Origin of the sequence: Clostridium sp. KNHs214 (genome assembly GCF_000744935.1) — a bacterium.
Lineage (GTDB): Bacteria > Bacillota > Clostridia > Clostridiales > Clostridiaceae > Haloimpatiens.
The window spans coordinates 77522-94883 of sequence record NZ_JQMW01000004.1; the positions used below are offsets into that span (position 1 = coordinate 77522).

Sequence of the window (17362 nt, forward strand, 5' to 3'; positions counted from 1 at the left end):
AAAATTTGTAGTAACTTTAATCTTTTTCAACACCCCCTTCCAAAAACTTTTTAACCTTAGGCACTGTAGATAATCACTCCTACTCCAGTTCTTTTTATAAATTTCGTTTTATTATTTATACCTTCTATTGAATCATTGATTAATCTATTCTCAAAATCATTTAAAATTTCTCCAAACCAATTTTAAATGATTTTTATAACCTTATAATATTCTTTAATCCCATATTCTTTTACTTTTACACACCATTTTTTAAGCATCTATTAGCCAATTTCTAAGGTAAACTATTAACTCTTCTTTTTCCTATTATCAAGAATATAAATTATTTTATTGCTTTTTGAATATGAATTTATAATTGCTATCACATATTTATGTCCTTTCTTTACAGCAAATTCATCAATTTCAAAATACTCTACACTTTTTTTGTATAAAGTTTCTTTAAATTTTTAAATTAACTCATCTATATAATTGTGAAATATATTCTTTACTTTGTGATATCAATTTTCTAATTCTTCTGCAACTTCATTAACACTTGTTTTCAAAGCAACTTTAATAATTTACTCCTTAAACCTATCAATTTTTCTTTGATGTTTTTGTAAAAATGATATTTTAATTGGAATTTCTCTATGATGACAATGGATACATCTTAAGCTTATTTTTTAACGATTAAAGATACTTTCTTTCACAAAATATCTACATCTATAACAATATATTCATGGGTTTGTTTGCGATGTTACCCCATTTAGGCTATTTAAGGCACAATAAAAAAATAACAGATTACTTTAAAACAATTGTTGATTTATACTTAATTTTAGCATAATATACTTAATCTAACAAAATAATTTTTGCTTTTATTATACAAAAATATAAATTAAAATATTGTTTTTCTCCAAAATGAATATAATGCCCCTTACTCCAAAGTTAATTCTATATACTTAAATACCCCTTCTTTCATTTTTCAATATTTATTGCAATAATCCATTTTCAATATTTTCATTTTTTCTAATACGTCTTTATATCCCTTCATTATTTCTTTTTTGCTTTTATTCTAACGTTTCTCTAATTACCCTCATATCCCTTTTATAGTATTATCTTTACTATGATATTAGGGATAATAAGCTAGTATCACTTTTTATCATATTCAGCTAAAAATTTCTACTAATTTCTTTATAAACTGAATTCTACAACTTCTATTTTCTAATCCATTATCAGCATTTATTATAAGTGTATCTTTTGATTTATCATAGTTATTTTTAACCCAAAAGATGCTATTACATCTACTATAAAACATGTTACTATATCTAATTGCACTAATAAATTTGCTCCTTACTTTAAAGCGAAAGCTGATAAATTTAAGACTAATTTAAATTTACAATCTAACGCTTGCCAGGCTGATGAAACAGTCATTTTCATTAATGGTGAACGTTATTATTTATGGCTAGTCATTGACTCTGAAACACGATTTGTTTTGCCCTTTCATATAAAAAAATCACGCAGTGAAGACTCATCATTCACACTGATAAACCAAGCTAAACACTTTCTAAATCCATTAAACTTTATAACTGATAAACTACCTTCTTATAACCAAGCTCGAAGCTATTGAATGAAAGCAAACATGTACCTGTTACTGCTATGCCTAGCGACATAACTAATAACTTAATAGAGTCTTTTAATAAAACATTCAAAGCATGGTATAAAGCTAAAAAAAGATTTAATTCTTTTGAGAAAGCGAATAATCTAATATCCTTATTTATCTTTTACTACAACTTTATTAGACCACATAGTTCACTAAATAAACTAACTACTACTAGGTAGCAAGGTTGGAAAGTGATGAATTAAATAAATTTTCTTGGTTTGTACGCTGTATAATTTTTATTAATATCTTTGATTAACCTGCAGAAATCCGCTTTATTGCAGGTTTGTTTGCCATACAATAAAATAATCAAACTTATATAGTTTTCAAAGAACGAGTAATTGTATGAAATATTAAACTCCTTTTTCATATCAACTTAACAGATTCCCTATTTGAGCTTTCACAGAAAGTCCTTAGCTCCTGTAATTGCTCATTTTTAGTATCATCAATTTTTATTACTCAACCCCACTTTTTTACATAAAACACCTGACAAGTTTGTAAAAAGTTGCGACCACCCTATTAAAAACATGTTTTAATACAAGATTTATTTTATGCTTAAAAATTGGAGCTCTCATGCTAATTATCAGCAATTATTTTTAAAATCTCCTTGTTTATACAAATCTTTTTCTAAAAATTTTATAGAACTTGAACCTTCTATCTCTAAGTTGTATTGCTTAGACTTAGATATTCTTAGCGAGATATTAAAACCTTATTATTCTAATACTGGTAAACCTACAACCCTTTAACCTGAAATATTTCGTTCATTTTCTTTAATGCTTTTTCAAAAAAAACAAGCATTACTAACTGAGTTTAAAAGCTTCATACTAGTGAGTTACTTGCGACCTGTATAGATTTCACTAAAAGTAATGTCCCATCACTTGGTACTCATTATGATTTTATATCTAGATTATGCCTCTTAAATCTATCATCGGACAGAAGTAAACTTAAAAAGACATATTTATATAAGAAAAAACATCTAAAAACAAAAATAAAAAGCTTCCTAATAAAAAAAACGTTGTCATTAAAAGCATTGCAGATTTTTTTGAAGCTTTCCGCTCATTCTACTTAAGATCCGAAAGGCTACTTCAGAAAATATTCCCACTAGTCGCTGTTACATAAGCTTCCAGTTTATGTAACGACCCCTGGCAGGTTATGCGAAAATCAAAATTGCTTGCAAGTTTTTAGTTTGGCATTTTATTTTTGATAAAAAAACCAAAAATGTGCCTTTAAAATAGTTTTAAAAAGTCTTATTTTATTGATTTAAGATAAAACATAAGTTATTTTTGAAAGTTAATTATCAAAATATTGCATTGAAAATAATTTTCGCACAACCTGCTGGGGTACTCCTAGAAAAAGGTTGTAGCGGAGCGAAAAACTTTTTCTGGTTTCTATTGCTCTTTCAGAATTAGTCCTAAATCCAACTGCAATAACTGCTTCTAAATTATAAAATTTAGTGTTATATTCTTTCCCATCAGAACTAGTTCGTCGGAATTTCCGACATACTGAATTTTCATCTAATTCACCATCTAAAAAAATATTTTTTAAATGCTCTGTAATGGTTGAACGACCTTTTTCATAAAGAGTTGCAATCATTTCTTGTGTTAACCACACGTTATCATCTACAACCATAACCTCTATGGAATTTTCTTCTGTTTGTGAAGTAAAAATTAAAAATTCTGCTGTGCTGTTCCTTATTTGAAGTTTATTATTGTTTTTAGCAAACATAAACTTTCAGTTTATGTCATGACTCCTGGGGTCGTTCCAGAAAAAGGCTGAAGTGAAACGAAAGACTTTCCCTGGTTGCTAATTTTTTAGATATATTTATAATACTCAATGATAATGGCAATATATTAAATTTTATTTTAAAATATAGTTAAATTTTGTTATAGCTGAATAGTTACATATTGACAATTACATAAATAAAAACTATAATTTCAATCAGGAAACCACAAAAACTTAATTGGTTTCCTGATTGAAAGAGAGGGTTTTTAAAATGAAAAACAAGGTATTTTCTAGAAAAGAGCTTTTATTTTTAATTACAATAAGTTTAGCTTTAGGTATTAGACAAATGGCAATGACTATGGTTATGCCCTTTATTTCTACCTATAGTAAAACTTTAACCTATAGTAATGCAACTTTAGCTGGGGTAGCCCTTGGTATGTTTGGTTTAATGCAAGCTGTATTTCAAATTCCTTTTGGAATATGGAGTGATAAAATAGGAAACAAACCTGTAATTTTAATTGGACTTTTACAAGTAATAGTAGGACTTTTTATTGCTTTTCTTTCTAAAAGCATATATATGCTTATTTTTGCTAGAGCTTTGCAAGGAAGTGGAGCTGTGTTAGCTACTGGATATTCATGGATTAGTAGTAGTGTAGATAATAAAAAAAGGCCTAGAGCTTTAAGTATTTTAGGGATAATTATAGGATTTGCAGCAGCATCAGCCTTTGCTATAGGTCCTTTAATCAATAATTATTTATCTGTAAGACAAATGTTCTTAGTATGTGCTATTTTAATTTTATTAGTATGGCTTATTATATTAGTTTTTTTAAAAGAAGATCATAATAAAAACTCTCATAAAACCATTGAAAATAAAGTTAAAATTAAAGATGGAGTAAAGATTTTATTAAAGACTTAACTTCTGCAAAATAAAAAGTTGAATTGGTACTATTACCAAAAAATAAATATGGCACACTGACTTTTTCCGTGTAAAATATAAGTTACAACACAAATATTACCCGGAGGTGGTCAGTATGCCAAATAAATTTAATAATATTATATCCATTAATGATGAACTTTACAATTACTTAAATGATGTAAATTATGGAATGAGTAAACCGCAATTTCATCATATAACCACTATTATTAATGGATTAATAAATTTAGATGGCACAAAGTCTTTACTTAAAATCTCAGAACATATACTAACTGCTAAAAGTAGTAGCTCAATATATAGATTTTTGAGTCACTCCAAGTGGGACGATAGTCTCATTGATAGAAATCGCATTAACTATTTAAATTTACATTTCAATAAACTCATAAAATCAAAATCCGTAGGATTCTTAGTGATAGATGATACCGTGAATCCTAAAATACAAGCAAAGAAAATGCAAGGATTAAGCTATAATCACTGCCATACAGAAGGTAAAACTCTTTGGTCTCACTGTGTAGTTACTTCTAATTTTGTTGCAGGGAATATGTCTATCCCTTTAACCTACAAGCCTTATTTAAGTGAAGAAAACTGTAAAAAACACAATAAAACTTTTATGGGAAAGTCGGATATAGCTTTAAATTTTATTAGTTCTTTTGAAAAACCTATTAACTGCGATAAAGTATATTGTCTTGTTGACAGTTGGTATACTAGCGAAAAGTTAATAAACGGTTGTATGCTAAAAGGTTTTAACCTTATTGGTGCTTTAAAATCTAACAGAAAAATTTCTCCATTAGGAATCACAATGCAAATTAAGGAATTCGCTAAATATATAAATCCAGCTACCTTAGATGTAGTTACCATCGAAGGTACTGAGTATAGAATATATAGATACGAAGGTAAAGTTTCAAAGTTTGAAAATGCAACAGCCTTAATTTGCTATGAAGTTGATGGAGATGGCTTCAAAGATCCTGTATACCTAATGTCTACGGATGTAGAACTTAACAACGAGGCTATAATAAAATACTATCTAAAAAGATGGAGTATTGAAACTAACTACAAATATCTTAAAACACACTTAGGATTTGATGAATATAAAGTTCAAGGTATACTCTCTATAGAGAGATACTTTCTGCTTACATTTTTAGCAATCAATTTCCTAGAGATTTATAGGTTATATCATCTTAAGGAGCTTAAAACAATTGGAGATACCATAAAATCCATCAAAAGCCTAGCGGCTAAAGAACTAGTATATTTTGTTTATGAGCAAGCTAAACAAGATGTACCTATAGAAAAAGTACTTACCGAGCTAAAGTTAGCCTGTTAGAAAAATTTGTTAGTTATTTATAGGATAACTATAAGTATTACCAATGTAATAATATTCACATATATAAATATTTATCTATAAATGGATTTTTAGCTTTTAAAATTAAAGAAGTTAAGTTAAAGAATAAGAAATTCTTAGGGCTTAATATAGCAGGGTTTTTAAATAATTATATAATGGTTGCTGTATTTTATATAGTTCCTATTTACCTTAACCCAATTACTGGGTCAAGTGGTATGTGGAAGATTTTTATGCCCTCTGTTATTATTGCAATAATATTTATGAGAAAATCTATTGTATTAGTTGAAAAAGGGTACAGTTCAACTTTAATTATGTTAGCCTTTGTTTTGGCTGCTGTAGGAATATGCTTTTATTTTAATGAAAACTCCTTTTATTTTATATTAATAGGAAGTATATTATTTATGACAGGATATATTTTATTAGCTACTGTAATACCTTCTGTAGCTAATGATATCGCAGAAAATAGTTATAGAGGAACTGCAAATGGAATAATAAATAGTTTTCAATATGTTGGCTCCTTTGTAGGATCTGTGATTACAGGCGCTTTGTGGAATAATCATAAAGATATTGAATTATTTTTAATAATTTTAATATGTGTCCTTGGCATATTTACTGTAGAAAGGCCTAAAAATATTTTATCTAGAGAGTTAAAACTAAAATAGAGGTGATCAATTGAAAAATACAATAATGAAAGTTGCTGCTGAAAAAATACAGTGTCACGGATTAAGAAAGTTTACTATGAATGAAATAGCTTCAGAGCTTAAAATAAGTAAAAAAACTATATATAAGTATTTTAAAAGTAAAAATGATATTATTTTTGAATATTTTAAAGAAATAATTGAAAGTGATAAAAAATACACTATGGAAGGAATAGAAAAACAAAGCTCTTTAGAAGATAAGTTAAGTTCAATAATTTTTTCTTATCATAAATATAAGCTTCCTGTTAGCATATTAGATGAAGCCTATAAGTTTTATTATGAAAAATGGAAGGAAATTGAATCTCTTAAAAATTTTAAATTAAAACTCATAGAAAATATATTAAAAGAAGCTATGGAATCAGGTGAGCTTAAAGAGGGTATAGATATTCACATTATAAGTTTTATATTAGAAAGTGTCAGTAGTACCCTTTTAGATTATAAATTTTTAAGTAAAAACAATATAACTATGAAAGATGCAATGGATGACACTTTAAAGATACTTCTTTATGGTATTTTAAAAAATTAATAGAATATAAGTTATGTTTAATGGAACTCAATAATTGTATTAATGGGAGTGTATTGTTAGACGATGCCCAAAGTTAGCTGATTCTCATATCTCCAACTATTCTTACATCTGCTGGTAAATTTGTTGGATGTGAGAAATGTATACTATGAAACTTCCAGCAATTATTACATCTCAATAAGACTGCAGTAAATCTAAACGGTCTTATTACTTCTTCACCTAGATTAAGATCAAACAAACTCATTGAAATAGTTCTTAGTGTATCTAGCACTTTATCTTTTGATTTGATATCTGAATCTATACTTTGTTTGATTTTATCTAGGCACTTCTCATATGCTCTAGCTTCTTTAAGTGCACTATGTAAGAATCCCTCTGTAGTAACCCAAGCAACATCTCCTAGTGAAGAAACTGTAGCTCCATCAATATCAAGGACAACATTCGCCCAATACTTCCAGTCTGAACCAATTAAATTCTTAATTTCATCTTTTCCGTTACACCATTCAGAATCTGCTGTTCCAACTATTAGAGAATCATCGTCATTTACAAAAAGCTCCTCAACAAATTCATCCAATGCATCCAAGTCTCTCTTTCCATATCCCTCTTGAAATCGTGTTAATGTTAACCTAACATTTTTTTGCACTTCTTCACAAGCGTTACCTTTAACTGCTACTCTGCTTTTATTATCATAAATCAACATAAAAAATCCCCCTAATATAAAATTCTACAAAACATAGCAAACATAAACTTCCAGTTTATGTCACGACCCCTGGGGTGCTGCCAGAAAAAGGTTGTAGCGGAGCGAAAAACTTTTTCTGGTTGCTAAAAGCTTCGCTATTCGGAGTATCAGAGAAAGCCCTTCAAGGCGTTACCCTCTCATTTGACTTTTCAAACTATCAGTTCTTAAACAATTTCTTTCAATTGCTTAGGCAATTCTTTTCAAATTGCAACGTGTCACACTATGGTACGGTTTACCGTATCACTGTAACTGCGGTTTTAAACAAGTACGGAAATACGGTGTCTGTTACTTATTAATCTAATGACTTAATACCCAGGTTATCAAAGTTTGCCCATGCTACATTGTTATCAATATATCTAACCATTCTATAGGCTTAAATCCACACTTAGGCCAAAATGTTGAAGAGGTAAGATTCATTATCCTCCAATCTGCTGTTATATAATCATATCCCTTTTCTTTCATGATTCTATAACCTTCATTCATTAGCTTTTTACCAACACCATTTCCACTTTGAGAACCGCAACTACCTGAGATACTTAGCTCTACTCCGTTATCAGGCGTCATTAACGTTGAATCGGTCGATCCATACAATGCACTGTATTATTTGACGTTTACTTAACAAATGTCACTTATTGTGCAAATAATATTTGTTTACTCTCTATTACATAAAGTGTGTACAGAATAAAAAAATACCAAGAGTATTATTCCTAATCTCCTGGCATTATAATTCTTATTATACACCCAGTATGAGCACAGTTTATCATGTTAGATTAGTAAAATCACCTTATAACTTCACCTTCAGCATTAATTTTTTTAAGCTCTGCATAGTTATTTTTATTTTTAATAAAGTTCTCATATTCCATATCCCTATGACGTAGAAATTCATTAAAGAATTTCAAGGATGCCATGCTTACAATTTCATGAACCTTTTTGCTTGAGATTCTCCCACCAAAACACTCTGCATACTGAAGGTTCAATACTGTTTATATCAATCCTGCCCTTAAATAATTCATCTTTTTCATTAATATTAAAAACATGGTCTACCATAAATAACATGTCTCTTTTTCTAATATCCCTTAACTGTCTCCAGGTTTCATCTGTTATTGAACCCATCATTTCCTTTTGAAGCTTCCCTGTAACCCTGATAACATCACCATCAGGCATAACAGTATAATCAGTTTCATATAAGGAGCCAAGGGTAATTACAATATAGCCTTCCTTTACAAGGTTTACTGCAGTAAATATTGCAAAATCCCTGTCCTGAAATATCCCTGGTGAATAAATAATTACGGGATACTTATCCACACCATTTTTAATAGGAACATTTAAAAATACATCTATCCTTAACTTATTAATATATTCTACAGCTTCCTTTGTATTGCCTACATCTTCTATAAAAAACTCTGTATGGGGCTGGAATAAATCCTTGTACAATATGCCCTCTCCACTGCAGGATTGTTCTTCTGCAGGATAGAATATGCTCATGATTATAGTTCTTTTTTCCTTACTGCAGCTAAATATTTCATCTCTGCTATTGTCCTTAACAACTCTTAAAACTCTTCCAATTTTCGTACAAATCACTCCTCAAAAAATTTTCCTTTGAAGAAATTTTCATTTCTGAGGTTCTTTGCTGTGACCCTAAACATAACGCAACCATCTGGACATACGATATCCTTGCTATATCTGCTGCTACCCCCGATATTTTCTAAATCTCCGCCACTTCTTACTGCCTCCATAATTGGAAACAAAATCATCATTACCTTGGAGCAGATTCCCTGTCCATCTTCATTTACAGGGCAGCCGTATGTACAGGTATATTTGTCCCCCACTTCCTCTCCATTTCTGCAATATCTTTCAGTGTGGTCACTGCGAAGAAAACCTGTAACTTCAATTTCCCATTCATATTCTTCGTCATACCATTTTTTCACACTTCCACCCTCCTTTCCATTTTACTTCTATCTATATAATACATAAACTTCAATAAAAATACAACATTGATTCAAGTATTTGTTGAAAGCTTCTCAATTTATTTTTATACCTTTATTTTTAAGTTCCGATGCTTTCAAAATAATCAACTCCTTTGTATTTTTAGGCAAGAAAAAAACAGGGTTTAATTTCCCTGTTAATGACTTAATCTATAATAAATTTATCCAATCTCTTCTACTATATAATATTCTAATAATTGTAACTGTTTTACTCTCCTCAGTCACAATATAAAATACAATATAGTTATCCACCATAATTTTTCGTATACCTTTATAAGCAAGTCTATCATCATCTACTAATGCATTCCTTAGTGGTATACCTTCTAAAGGATTAATTCCTTTAGCAATTTTTGAAATTACCTTTTTTGCAGTTTCAGGTTCTAAAAGTTCTTTAGATATATATGCACCAATCTCATATAAATTTTTTTCAGCGGGTTCAGTAATTTGAATATCATACATACTCATTTTATAAATCCTTCTCTATATCAGCCAATGCTTCTTTAAACGGTCTAACTTTTTTCTTTTGCATAGCATCAACACCCTCGTCAAGCAATTTATACAGCTCAAATTTGCCTACAAGCTTTTCATAGGTTTCAATGCTCATAACCACTAAATCTCCCTGCCCATTCTTTGTTATATAAACTGGTTCTTTATACTTATGACAAAATGCTGATATTTCACTATAATTATTTCTTAAATCTGAACTCGGTCTTATTGATGGCATAACATACACCTCCTGATTAATATATCAATATTATATCACTTTATTGATATATTAATCAATATTCTGTCGTAAATCAACTTTTTTTATTTATGGTGTCACTACGGGTTCACTAGGTACCGCAGTAAACCATCCACTAATAATTGTTGCGTCCACCTCAACGCCATCCTCATCAGCAATAAATCTATATTGACCATCAGCTTCCCTTAGGTAAAACTTAGAAAACATACGTTTCCAGTTTATGTCATGACCCTGGGGTCATAGCCATGTTGTATTTACAAAATTATTATCTAAAATATTATTCAATATAATCTATAACTTTTGCTGGACAAGAAAGAATTGTTTGCTGAAGCCTCTCTCTGTCTATATCTACATCATAAGATTTAATATATGCCTTTTTACCTTGCATACCAAAAATCTCGGGATAATTTCTGCTGCATATTGTACATCCCATACAAGCTTCCCTGTTTAACGAAAGTCCCCTTGCTTTTTCTTCTTTTTGTGCTAGATCTTCATCTTTTATAATCTTTGAAGCAATCCACGAAAATACTACTATAGCAATTACAGTTAATACCCAACGAATTGCCATAAACTTTATACCCAAAAACTTTACTTCGTTTAATAGCATTGGAACCTTTATTACTGCCCAGGAACTTAAGATTATAACTAGATTTCGTATAGATGCCCCTTTTTTGTGAAGCATTACGCACATAGGAAATGCTGCATATATGGGTCCCGCAGATATGCTACCTAAAACAAACGACAATATGATACCTTTAACCTTGGATTCTTTTCCTAAGTATTTTGAAATTTTTTCTTTTGCAATCCATGTATCCAAAAGCGCAGTAAGAATAAATATCACTGGCATTATCATAAGCATTTCTTTTATATAATAGGCACTGTTTTTAATTGATGTAACACCCATAGATGGTTTAGTTACAAACATTATAATATAGGCAGCTATAACCATTACCAAAAAAGTATTATCTTTTGCTTTCTTTAAGATTTTCATACAATCACCCCCATTACCATAGCAATCATTATGGCAAATAAAAAACTTAATCCATTTCTCGTGGCAGTAAATTTAAGCCCAAATTCACGCTTTTCAAGTGGAAATGTTGCGATTCCTACCATAGTAAGTGTAGTTAAAAATGCCACAGAAGGAACTATACTAACCCCGGCATCAACCAATGTTCCAACAAGCGGAAAAGCAATAAAGGCAGGAATCAGAGTAACTGTTCCAAATACCGCCGAACCCACCGTTGCTATGAGCAATGATTGACCTCCTACAAATTTGGCAATATTTTCTGGCGGTAATATTGTTAGAATTAAGCCAATTAAAAAAATAATTGATAAGATGCTTCCCAGCATACCCTTGCCCATACCAAATGCCATTTTAAGTGCTTTCAATGTCTTAGATTTATCCTTTTTTATAGAAATCAAAAGGAATATGATTGTTCCTATCCACATTGCTGCTGTAAAAATATCCATACAAATCCTCCATTCTTTTTGTAATAACATAATTATAAATTACTTTATTATGTTCAAATAGACACCGATGTTTCTTTTTGATATAATATTTAAAAATGGAGGACTTAATTAATATGAATATTGACGTTTTACGAAACATTTCATTATTTTCAACTGTAAGGGAACCTGATTTAGAAAGACTAATAGCAAGTAATCATATTTATCAAAAACACTATATGAAAGGCGTAACCGTTCATAATGCAAATGAAACTTGCCAAACATTAGATATTGTATTATCAGGAAGTTTAGTTGCATACTCTTTATCAACCAACGGTTCATCGACTACGATGTTTGAATTTAGTAAGGGAAGTATGCTCGGAACAAATTTATTATTTGATGAAAGCCACGATTACCCTCTTAATATCTATTGTCTTACAGATTGTCAAATTATCCACATTGACATAAATGCTGTATTAGAATTCTTGCACGACTACAATTTTACATTGCATTATATAAGGTCACTCTCACATAATTCGCAAGGAATAAATCAGAAGATAGCAATGTTTACACAACGAACTCTTAGAGAAAATATTATGAATTATCTTAAACAGCAAACCATCATACAGAAATCTTCAGTAATTCTGCTTCCAATGAGTAAAAGGCAACTCGCAGATTATTTCGGTGTGCAAAGACCTTCTCTGTTTAGAGAACTTAAAAAATTAAAAGAAGAAGGTATTATTGAAATTAATAACCGTACAATCGCAATAAAAAAATATAAATATTAAACAACTTTATACATAATTAATATATTGACTTTACACATTAAATAAAAAAAGCACATATCTTAGTATAAAATCAAAAACATCAAGTTCTTCTTCTATTTTCTGTCCATCTTCATGCCTTTCATAAACAAAAGTTACCTTTTCACCATCATATCTTTTTATTCTTGATTCAGCTATTACTGGCCTTGCAGTATATCTTCCAACATATCTTCCTGCTTCCTTTGCTGTTTTTATTTTTCCTTTTCCATATACATAAAATCCATTTTTTAATTTTTTATACAGTTCATTTTTTAATTTTTTAAACTTCTTTCTGTCACTCTCAAGGTTATTTCCTATCTCATCTAACAATATTTTCTGCCATCTTTTTCTTAATGCTGTATAGTTTATATGCTTGATATTTTTCCAGGCTGTAATTTCACCTGCCCCACCTTCGGTAACAATCAAATGCACATGGGGATTCCACTTTAAATCTCTACCAAAAGTATGAATAACTGATATTATTCCTGGAGTAAAACATTCTTTTTTATTTAAATCTTTAAACCAACTCTCTTAATTTCTCCACAACTCTCACAGTTAAATTCAATAAACCCTTTGTCTAGCGATCCACAGTTAATCATTTTGTAAACTTCTCTATCTATGTTAGCTCTAATTTTGCCCTTATTGATTTCACGGAATTTTTCCCAATTATCAACAAATATTTGTTTTATTACTCCACGCATTTATATCAATCCTATTCTAATTTTAGAAATAAAAAAGAACCTACCCCAAATAGTAAGTTCCTTAAATTATTTCATAATCATTATTAGCACACATAAACTTCCAGTTTATGTCACGACCCCTAGGGTACTGCCAGAAAAAGGTTGTAGCAGAGCGAAAAACTTTTTCTGGGTTCTAATTATTCTTTGAAATATTATAGGTCATCAGCCGAATACACTTAGCCTTCTTAAAATCTTCTACCACTTCTTTATAATTAACAAAGTCTCTACCTACAACAATTTCCCCGCCTTAATACGGTATATTCATTTTCATAAAATAACATTATCCTTCTTTTAAAAACTATTCTTGTTTCATATTAAGAATCATTCCATCTTGAATTTCAAACTTTGTTTTAAAGTACGTTCTATTTTGACAATATCTCAAAATGATTTCACGCACATAATTGCGAGTGCAATAACTTTCTTCTACAATCTTATTTCCATTGTTATCTTCTTTTTCACGTGTAAAAAGTTTCATTTCTTCCCATGCATCTTTAATAGAAGTTACAAGCTCTTCGCTTAATTCAAGGTGTGAAAGAATTGTAGCATTAAGTTCCTGAGCCTTAATTTCTTTAATTTTTTCAAACTCACTAAGTTGTTTAAGTTCTGCTTCAATTGCTTTTGTATATGTATTCATATTTTCTTCTCCTAATAATAAGTAGTCAGGAGTTACATCTAAAGTTTTTGCTAATTCAAGTAAATACACTGCTACCGGCTCATTATTCCCCTGTTCGTAATTTCTGATAGTTTGAACAGAAATTTTTGTTATTTTAGCAAGTTCTTCTTGAGTATAGCATCTTTCTTTGCGAATTCTTTTTAAGCGCGCTGCAAAGACTTCTTTTTCCATAACTTCCTGCACCTCCAGTATTGCATATTGCAACACAAAATTGACTACCCAAGTATTAGTAGTAACGAAAAAATCGACAAGTATTTATCTTCCTTTTATGTATTTTCCGCTTTTAATTCTCTGATCATCCGGCTTCTCCGCATCGTCAGGAATGGCCCAATATGAGCCAACTTTCATCGCTCCTGGAATACGATCCTCCGAACATAATACCTGGATCCTTCTAACGGAGATGCCCCACTTTTCAGATGTCTGTTTTATTGATAGCAAACATAAACTTCCAGTTTATGTCACGACCCCTGGGGTTGTTCCAGAAAAAGGCTGAAGTGAAACGGAAGACTTTTTCTGGTTTCTACTTTCATTTATAAAATTTATGTTTCATTAATTATTTATCATTTACTATAAGCTTCATATCCATAAGCTCAAGCCCCTTTAAAAATCCCAAATTATGATATACATTTTCAGCTTCATTTTCCACATCTACATATAACCTAAGTACTGGATACTCTTCCTTTAAAACTGATAATGCTTTTTTTAGCATTTTAGTTCCAAGCCCTCTGCCTGCATAGCTTGGCTTAACAGCTACTTCCCATACTAGCGGCCATTCCTGCCATAAAGATATTAAGCAAACTCCTACTAATTCTTTAGTTTTCTCATCATATATAAGTGTAGAAGCTTTATTTAAAATTTCTATATGATAATTATCTTTAAAATAATCTTCAATCCACGAAGCACGCTCTTCTACACTATATGTGGAATTTGATCCTACATCATTTTGAAATGCTTCAAATATTAATTGTGCAACTTCTAATTTGTTCTGTTCTTTAGGCAAAATAATATTAAAATCACCTTCCCAAATGACGTTAAACTCTTCAGTTGGTCTTATCATCCAGCAACCACTCTCGACTTTTACAAAACCTATTTTTTCATATATATCTATCTGTGATGGATTAACTACAGATGCTTCTATATCTTTATTTACATCTGACCAATAAACTAAAATCTCTTTTAGTTTTTTTAATAATTCATATTCATCTGAATAAGGTGGGATAACAAATAATTCACCTATAAGGTTTGGTTCTATAAGAACTCCACCAACTTTAAGCCCATCTTTCATTATCCAAAAATAATCATCATCTTTACAAACTGTAGAACGCATAATATCAAAGCTCTTCTTAAACCATCCATTAGCCTTTTGTAACCCATGATAAACTGCATGATATTTAGAAAACTCTATGTAATCTACTCTTTCTAATACAAACCCATCACCTAAATCATATTTTATTGTTTCTTTTGACCATTTTTCAAAATTCATAGCTTTCCCCCCATATAGGGACGGTTATCAAATTTTTATAGCTTCAATTTTGAGAACCGCCCCCTACCCTCATAATTTTCTTGAACTATACAGTAGCATATGTGATATTTCCACTAATCTCTTCGTTATTTAAAACTATAAATTATTAGAAAAATATACATCTGTAATTGATTTTCCTTTATAATCCTTAGGTAAAATATCCATATACACTTCATCAAAAGCCTTTCCACCTATAAAATGAGATTCACGCCTTCTTCCAAATTCCTTGAAACCAACTTTTTTATACATTTGTATTGCTTTATTATTATGAGAATAAACAACTACCATCACATTATGTAGGTTTAATATGTTAAAGCAATAATCTACAATAAGCTGCATTGCTTCAACACCATACCCTTTACATCTGAAATTCTCATCACCTATTAAAATAGCTAATTCCGTTGACCTATCTACAGAGCATACTTCTTTAAGCCAACAAAATCCAATTAACTTATCTTCTTTTAAATCAACTATTGAAAAATGATTACCTTGGCTACTATAATGTTTTCCAAAAAATTCTTTAGTTCTTTCTATAGAATAATTGCCTGCTGCATCTCCAAGCCCAATAGCTGTATTCATGTCTGTAAACCATTCTGCAAATTTTTCATGATCATCATAAACCATTTGTGCCAAATAACACTTTTCACCGATTAATTTTTTTAAATATTTCATGTAACTATTCAGTTATCCTAAATAATTACTATTTTTAACAAGCTTGCTTATATAATTATATCATGCTATATTACATTAATGTATTAATTTAATTAAATATTATAAATATTTCCTATAGATTTATAAAATAAAAAAACCTTACTTTCAAATTTTTATGTATCTAACAGTAAGGTGTTGGTATTAAATTTAGCAAACATGAACTTCCAGTTTATGTCACGACCCCTGGCAGGTTGTGCGAAAATCCATAATTTATGGTATAATTTAATATATAAGTATTAAATTTCTATTAAGGGGTTGTTGCAATGAATTATATTTATGGTGATGATAGAAAACAAACAAAAATTGAAATAATGGAAGACTATGTTGATAACGATAGTGAAGTAAGAATTATTGATAAAATAATTGATGTTATGGATATAGAAAGTATGGGTTTCAAAGTTGGAAATAACGATGAAGTGGGACGACCTAAATTCAATCCAAAAGATTTATTGAAATTATACGTTTATGGATATTTTTACGGAATAAGATCATCACGTAAATTAGCAAAGCAATGCCTTATTAATAGGGAAGTTATTTGGTTAATTAAAGGTATCAAACCTAAGTATAGAGTTATTGCAGATTTTAGAAAAGAAAATGTTGAAGCTCTTGAAAATATTTTTAAAAAATTTTTTAATTACTGTATTGAGCTGGGCTTATATGGTAAAGAACTAATTGTTATAGATGGTACTAAAGTAGAGGCTTCCGCATCTAAGAGAAAAAATTACAGCCTAAATAAGCTATCTAAAATGAAGGAAATAACCCAAAATAAAATTGAAGAATATATGCATGCAATAGAAATTAATGATAATTTAGATGAGAATAAAAATAAAGATTTTGATAAAGAAGCCATAGAGTCTGCTATAAAAACATTAGAAGAAAAATTGGAATACTACAAACAATTAGATACTCAAATAATATTAAACGATGAAACTGAGATTAATTTTACAGATCCTGATGCTAAAACAGTAAAATTTGGAGCTAATCAAGGTACTGATTTGGGATATAATGTTCAAGTAGCAGTAGATGCTAAAAATAAACTTATAGCTGCTTATGATGTTATTAATAATTCAGCAGATCAAGGTCAGTTGTTTAATATGAGTGAAAAAGCTAAAGAAGCTCTTGATGTAGATTCTATAGAAGTTCTTGCAGATAAGTGAT

The 17362-nt window shown here is 29.8% G+C and carries 20 protein-coding genes and 4 pseudogenes; 7 read left to right on the plus strand and 17 right to left on the minus strand.

Annotation, left to right across the window (positions count from 1 at the left end):
- Positions 1-56: 56 nt before the first annotated feature.
- A pseudogene (locus CC89_RS21365) lies at positions 57-170 on the minus strand (transposase); the annotation flags it as partial.
- Positions 171-1138: 968 nt separating this feature from the next.
- Complete coding sequence (locus CC89_RS20220) at positions 1139-1288, minus strand: hypothetical protein (protein ID WP_185750627.1); 150 nt, start codon at positions 1286-1288, stop codon at positions 1139-1141.
- Between CC89_RS20220 and CC89_RS20890 the strand changes: the two are divergent.
- Positions 1280-1889 (plus strand): annotated as a pseudogene (locus CC89_RS20890) (IS6 family transposase); the annotation flags it as partial. The gene CC89_RS20220 and the pseudogene CC89_RS20890 sit on opposite strands and share 9 nt — an antisense overlap.
- Positions 1890-2920: 1031 nt before the next feature.
- Here the strand turns inward: CC89_RS20890 and rhuM are convergent.
- Complete coding sequence (gene rhuM, locus CC89_RS00550; RefSeq protein ID WP_081896912.1) at positions 2921-3355, minus strand: RhuM family protein; 435 nt, start codon at positions 3353-3355, stop codon at positions 2921-2923.
- Positions 3356-3623: 268 nt separating this feature from the next.
- Between rhuM and CC89_RS00555 the strand changes: the two are divergent.
- The 4 genes and pseudogenes from CC89_RS00555 to CC89_RS00570 all read left to right on the plus strand — a co-directional run.
- A pseudogene (locus CC89_RS00555) lies at positions 3624-4259 on the plus strand (MFS transporter); the annotation flags it as partial.
- A gap of 124 nt (positions 4260-4383) precedes the next feature.
- Positions 4384-5607, plus strand: a complete 1224-nt coding sequence (locus tag CC89_RS00560) for an IS701 family transposase (RefSeq protein WP_035287900.1) — start codon at positions 4384-4386, stop codon at positions 5605-5607.
- Positions 5608-5708: 101 nt separating this feature from the next.
- Positions 5709-6287: an MFS transporter gene (locus tag CC89_RS00565; RefSeq protein ID WP_286161280.1), complete on the plus strand. Its 579-nt coding sequence runs from the start codon at positions 5709-5711 to the stop codon at positions 6285-6287.
- 10 nt (positions 6288-6297) lie between these two features.
- Positions 6298-6849 carry a TetR/AcrR family transcriptional regulator gene (locus tag CC89_RS00570; RefSeq protein ID WP_035287903.1) on the plus strand — a complete coding sequence of 184 codons (552 nt, stop codon included), beginning with the start codon at positions 6298-6300 and terminating at the stop codon, positions 6847-6849.
- Positions 6850-6922: 73 nt separating this feature from the next.
- Here the strand turns inward: CC89_RS00570 and CC89_RS00575 are convergent, their stop codons facing one another.
- The 9 genes from CC89_RS00575 to CC89_RS00610 form a co-directional block, all read right to left on the minus strand.
- Positions 6923-7543 (minus strand): nuclear transport factor 2 family protein, encoded by a 621-nt coding sequence (locus CC89_RS00575; RefSeq protein ID WP_035287905.1) that lies wholly within the window; start codon positions 7541-7543, stop codon positions 6923-6925.
- Between the two features lie 375 nt (positions 7544-7918).
- Entirely contained in the window at positions 7919-8146 is a 228-nt protein-coding gene (locus CC89_RS00580) for an N-acetyltransferase (protein ID WP_035287907.1), read from the minus strand.
- A 215-nt stretch (positions 8147-8361) separates the two neighbouring features.
- Positions 8362-8490, minus strand: coding sequence for a hypothetical protein (locus tag CC89_RS20895; RefSeq protein ID WP_286161265.1), 129 nt, complete (start codon positions 8488-8490; stop codon positions 8362-8364).
- Between the two features lie 10 nt (positions 8491-8500).
- Entirely contained in the window at positions 8501-9163 is a 663-nt protein-coding gene (locus tag CC89_RS00585) for an alpha/beta hydrolase (RefSeq protein ID WP_035287910.1), read from the minus strand.
- Positions 9160-9510 (minus strand): TIGR04076 family protein, encoded by a 351-nt coding sequence (locus CC89_RS00590; RefSeq protein WP_035287913.1) that lies wholly within the window; start codon positions 9508-9510, stop codon positions 9160-9162. The genes CC89_RS00585 and CC89_RS00590 overlap by 4 nt, the downstream gene beginning before the upstream one ends.
- Before the next feature lie 207 nt (positions 9511-9717).
- Positions 9718-10032, minus strand: coding sequence for a type II toxin-antitoxin system RelE/ParE family toxin (locus tag CC89_RS00595; RefSeq protein ID WP_035287916.1), 315 nt, complete (start codon positions 10030-10032; stop codon positions 9718-9720).
- A gap of 1 nt (position 10033) precedes the next feature.
- Positions 10034-10291, minus strand: a complete 258-nt coding sequence (locus tag CC89_RS00600; protein WP_035287919.1) for a type II toxin-antitoxin system Phd/YefM family antitoxin — start codon at positions 10289-10291, stop codon at positions 10034-10036.
- A gap of 295 nt (positions 10292-10586) precedes the next feature.
- Entirely contained in the window at positions 10587-11300 is a 714-nt protein-coding gene (locus CC89_RS00605) for a permease (protein ID WP_035287921.1), read from the minus strand.
- Complete coding sequence (locus CC89_RS00610; protein WP_035287923.1) at positions 11297-11779, minus strand: permease; 483 nt, start codon at positions 11777-11779, stop codon at positions 11297-11299. Before CC89_RS00610 ends, CC89_RS00605 begins: the two co-directional genes overlap by 4 nt.
- Positions 11780-11892: 113 nt before the next feature.
- On the opposite strand from CC89_RS00610, the gene CC89_RS00615 reads away from it, so the two are divergent.
- Positions 11893-12543 (plus strand): Crp/Fnr family transcriptional regulator, encoded by a 651-nt coding sequence (locus CC89_RS00615; RefSeq protein ID WP_035287924.1) that lies wholly within the window; start codon positions 11893-11895, stop codon positions 12541-12543.
- A 63-nt stretch (positions 12544-12606) separates the two neighbouring features.
- On the opposite strand, the pseudogene CC89_RS21485 reads toward CC89_RS00615, so the two are convergent.
- The 5 genes and pseudogenes from CC89_RS21485 to CC89_RS00645 form a co-directional block, all read right to left on the minus strand.
- A pseudogene (locus CC89_RS21485) lies at positions 12607-13259 on the minus strand (IS91 family transposase); the annotation flags it as partial.
- Between the two features lie 337 nt (positions 13260-13596).
- Positions 13597-14142, minus strand: a complete 546-nt coding sequence (locus tag CC89_RS00630) for a helix-turn-helix domain-containing protein (RefSeq protein WP_286161266.1) — start codon at positions 14140-14142, stop codon at positions 13597-13599.
- Between the two features lie 84 nt (positions 14143-14226).
- Positions 14227-14409 carry a helix-turn-helix domain-containing protein gene (locus CC89_RS00635; protein WP_035287927.1) on the minus strand — a complete coding sequence of 61 codons (183 nt, stop codon included), beginning with the start codon at positions 14407-14409 and terminating at the stop codon, positions 14227-14229.
- A gap of 115 nt (positions 14410-14524) precedes the next feature.
- Entirely contained in the window at positions 14525-15454 is a 930-nt protein-coding gene (locus CC89_RS00640) for a GNAT family N-acetyltransferase (protein ID WP_051931350.1), read from the minus strand.
- Between the two features lie 135 nt (positions 15455-15589).
- Positions 15590-16165, minus strand: coding sequence for a GNAT family N-acetyltransferase (locus CC89_RS00645; protein WP_035287928.1), 576 nt, complete (start codon positions 16163-16165; stop codon positions 15590-15592).
- A gap of 302 nt (positions 16166-16467) precedes the next feature.
- On the opposite strand from CC89_RS00645, the gene CC89_RS20225 reads away from it, so the two are divergent.
- The gene (locus CC89_RS20225) at positions 16468-17361 is read left to right on the plus strand and encodes a transposase (protein ID WP_185750628.1); all 894 of its coding nucleotides are present in this window, start codon (positions 16468-16470) and stop codon (positions 17359-17361) included.
- Position 17362: the final 1 nt, after the last annotated feature.

Bases quoted from the DNA above. Each gene is read 5' to 3' on its own strand.
- CC89_RS00630 (WP_286161266.1), bottom strand. From the start codon at position 14,142: ATGGAAAAAGAAGTCTTTGCAGCGCGCTTAAAAAGAATTCGCAAAGAA.
- CC89_RS20895 (WP_286161265.1), bottom strand. From the start codon at position 8,490: ATGGCATCCTTGAAATTCTTTAATGAATTTCTACGTCATAGGGATATG.
- CC89_RS00595 (WP_035287916.1), bottom strand. From the start codon at position 10,032: ATGAGTATGTATGATATTCAAATTACTGAACCCGCTGAAAAAAATTTA.
- CC89_RS00610 (WP_035287923.1), bottom strand. From the start codon at position 11,779: ATGGATATTTTTACAGCAGCAATGTGGATAGGAACAATCATATTCCTT.
- CC89_RS00600 (WP_035287919.1), bottom strand. From the start codon at position 10,291: ATGCCATCAATAAGACCGAGTTCAGATTTAAGAAATAATTATAGTGAA.
- CC89_RS00580 (WP_035287907.1), bottom strand. From the start codon at position 8,146: ATGACGCCTGATAACGGAGTAGAGCTAAGTATCTCAGGTAGTTGCGGT.
- CC89_RS00575 (WP_035287905.1), bottom strand. From the start codon at position 7,543: ATGTTGATTTATGATAATAAAAGCAGAGTAGCAGTTAAAGGTAACGCT.
- CC89_RS20220 (WP_185750627.1), bottom strand. From the start codon at position 1,288: ATGTTTTATAGTAGATGTAATAGCATCTTTTGGGTTAAAAATAACTAT.
- CC89_RS00605 (WP_035287921.1), bottom strand. From the start codon at position 11,300: ATGAAAATCTTAAAGAAAGCAAAAGATAATACTTTTTTGGTAATGGTT.
- CC89_RS20225 (WP_185750628.1), top strand. From the start codon at position 16,468: ATGAATTATATTTATGGTGATGATAGAAAACAAACAAAAATTGAAATA.
- rhuM (WP_081896912.1), bottom strand. From the start codon at position 3,355: ATGTTTGCTAAAAACAATAATAAACTTCAAATAAGGAACAGCACAGCA.
- CC89_RS00640 (WP_051931350.1), bottom strand. From the start codon at position 15,454: ATGAATTTTGAAAAATGGTCAAAAGAAACAATAAAATATGATTTAGGT.
- CC89_RS00560 (WP_035287900.1), top strand. From the start codon at position 4,384: ATGCCAAATAAATTTAATAATATTATATCCATTAATGATGAACTTTAC.
- CC89_RS00615 (WP_035287924.1), top strand. From the start codon at position 11,893: ATGAATATTGACGTTTTACGAAACATTTCATTATTTTCAACTGTAAGG.
- CC89_RS00645 (WP_035287928.1), bottom strand. From the start codon at position 16,165: ATGAAATATTTAAAAAAATTAATCGGTGAAAAGTGTTATTTGGCACAA.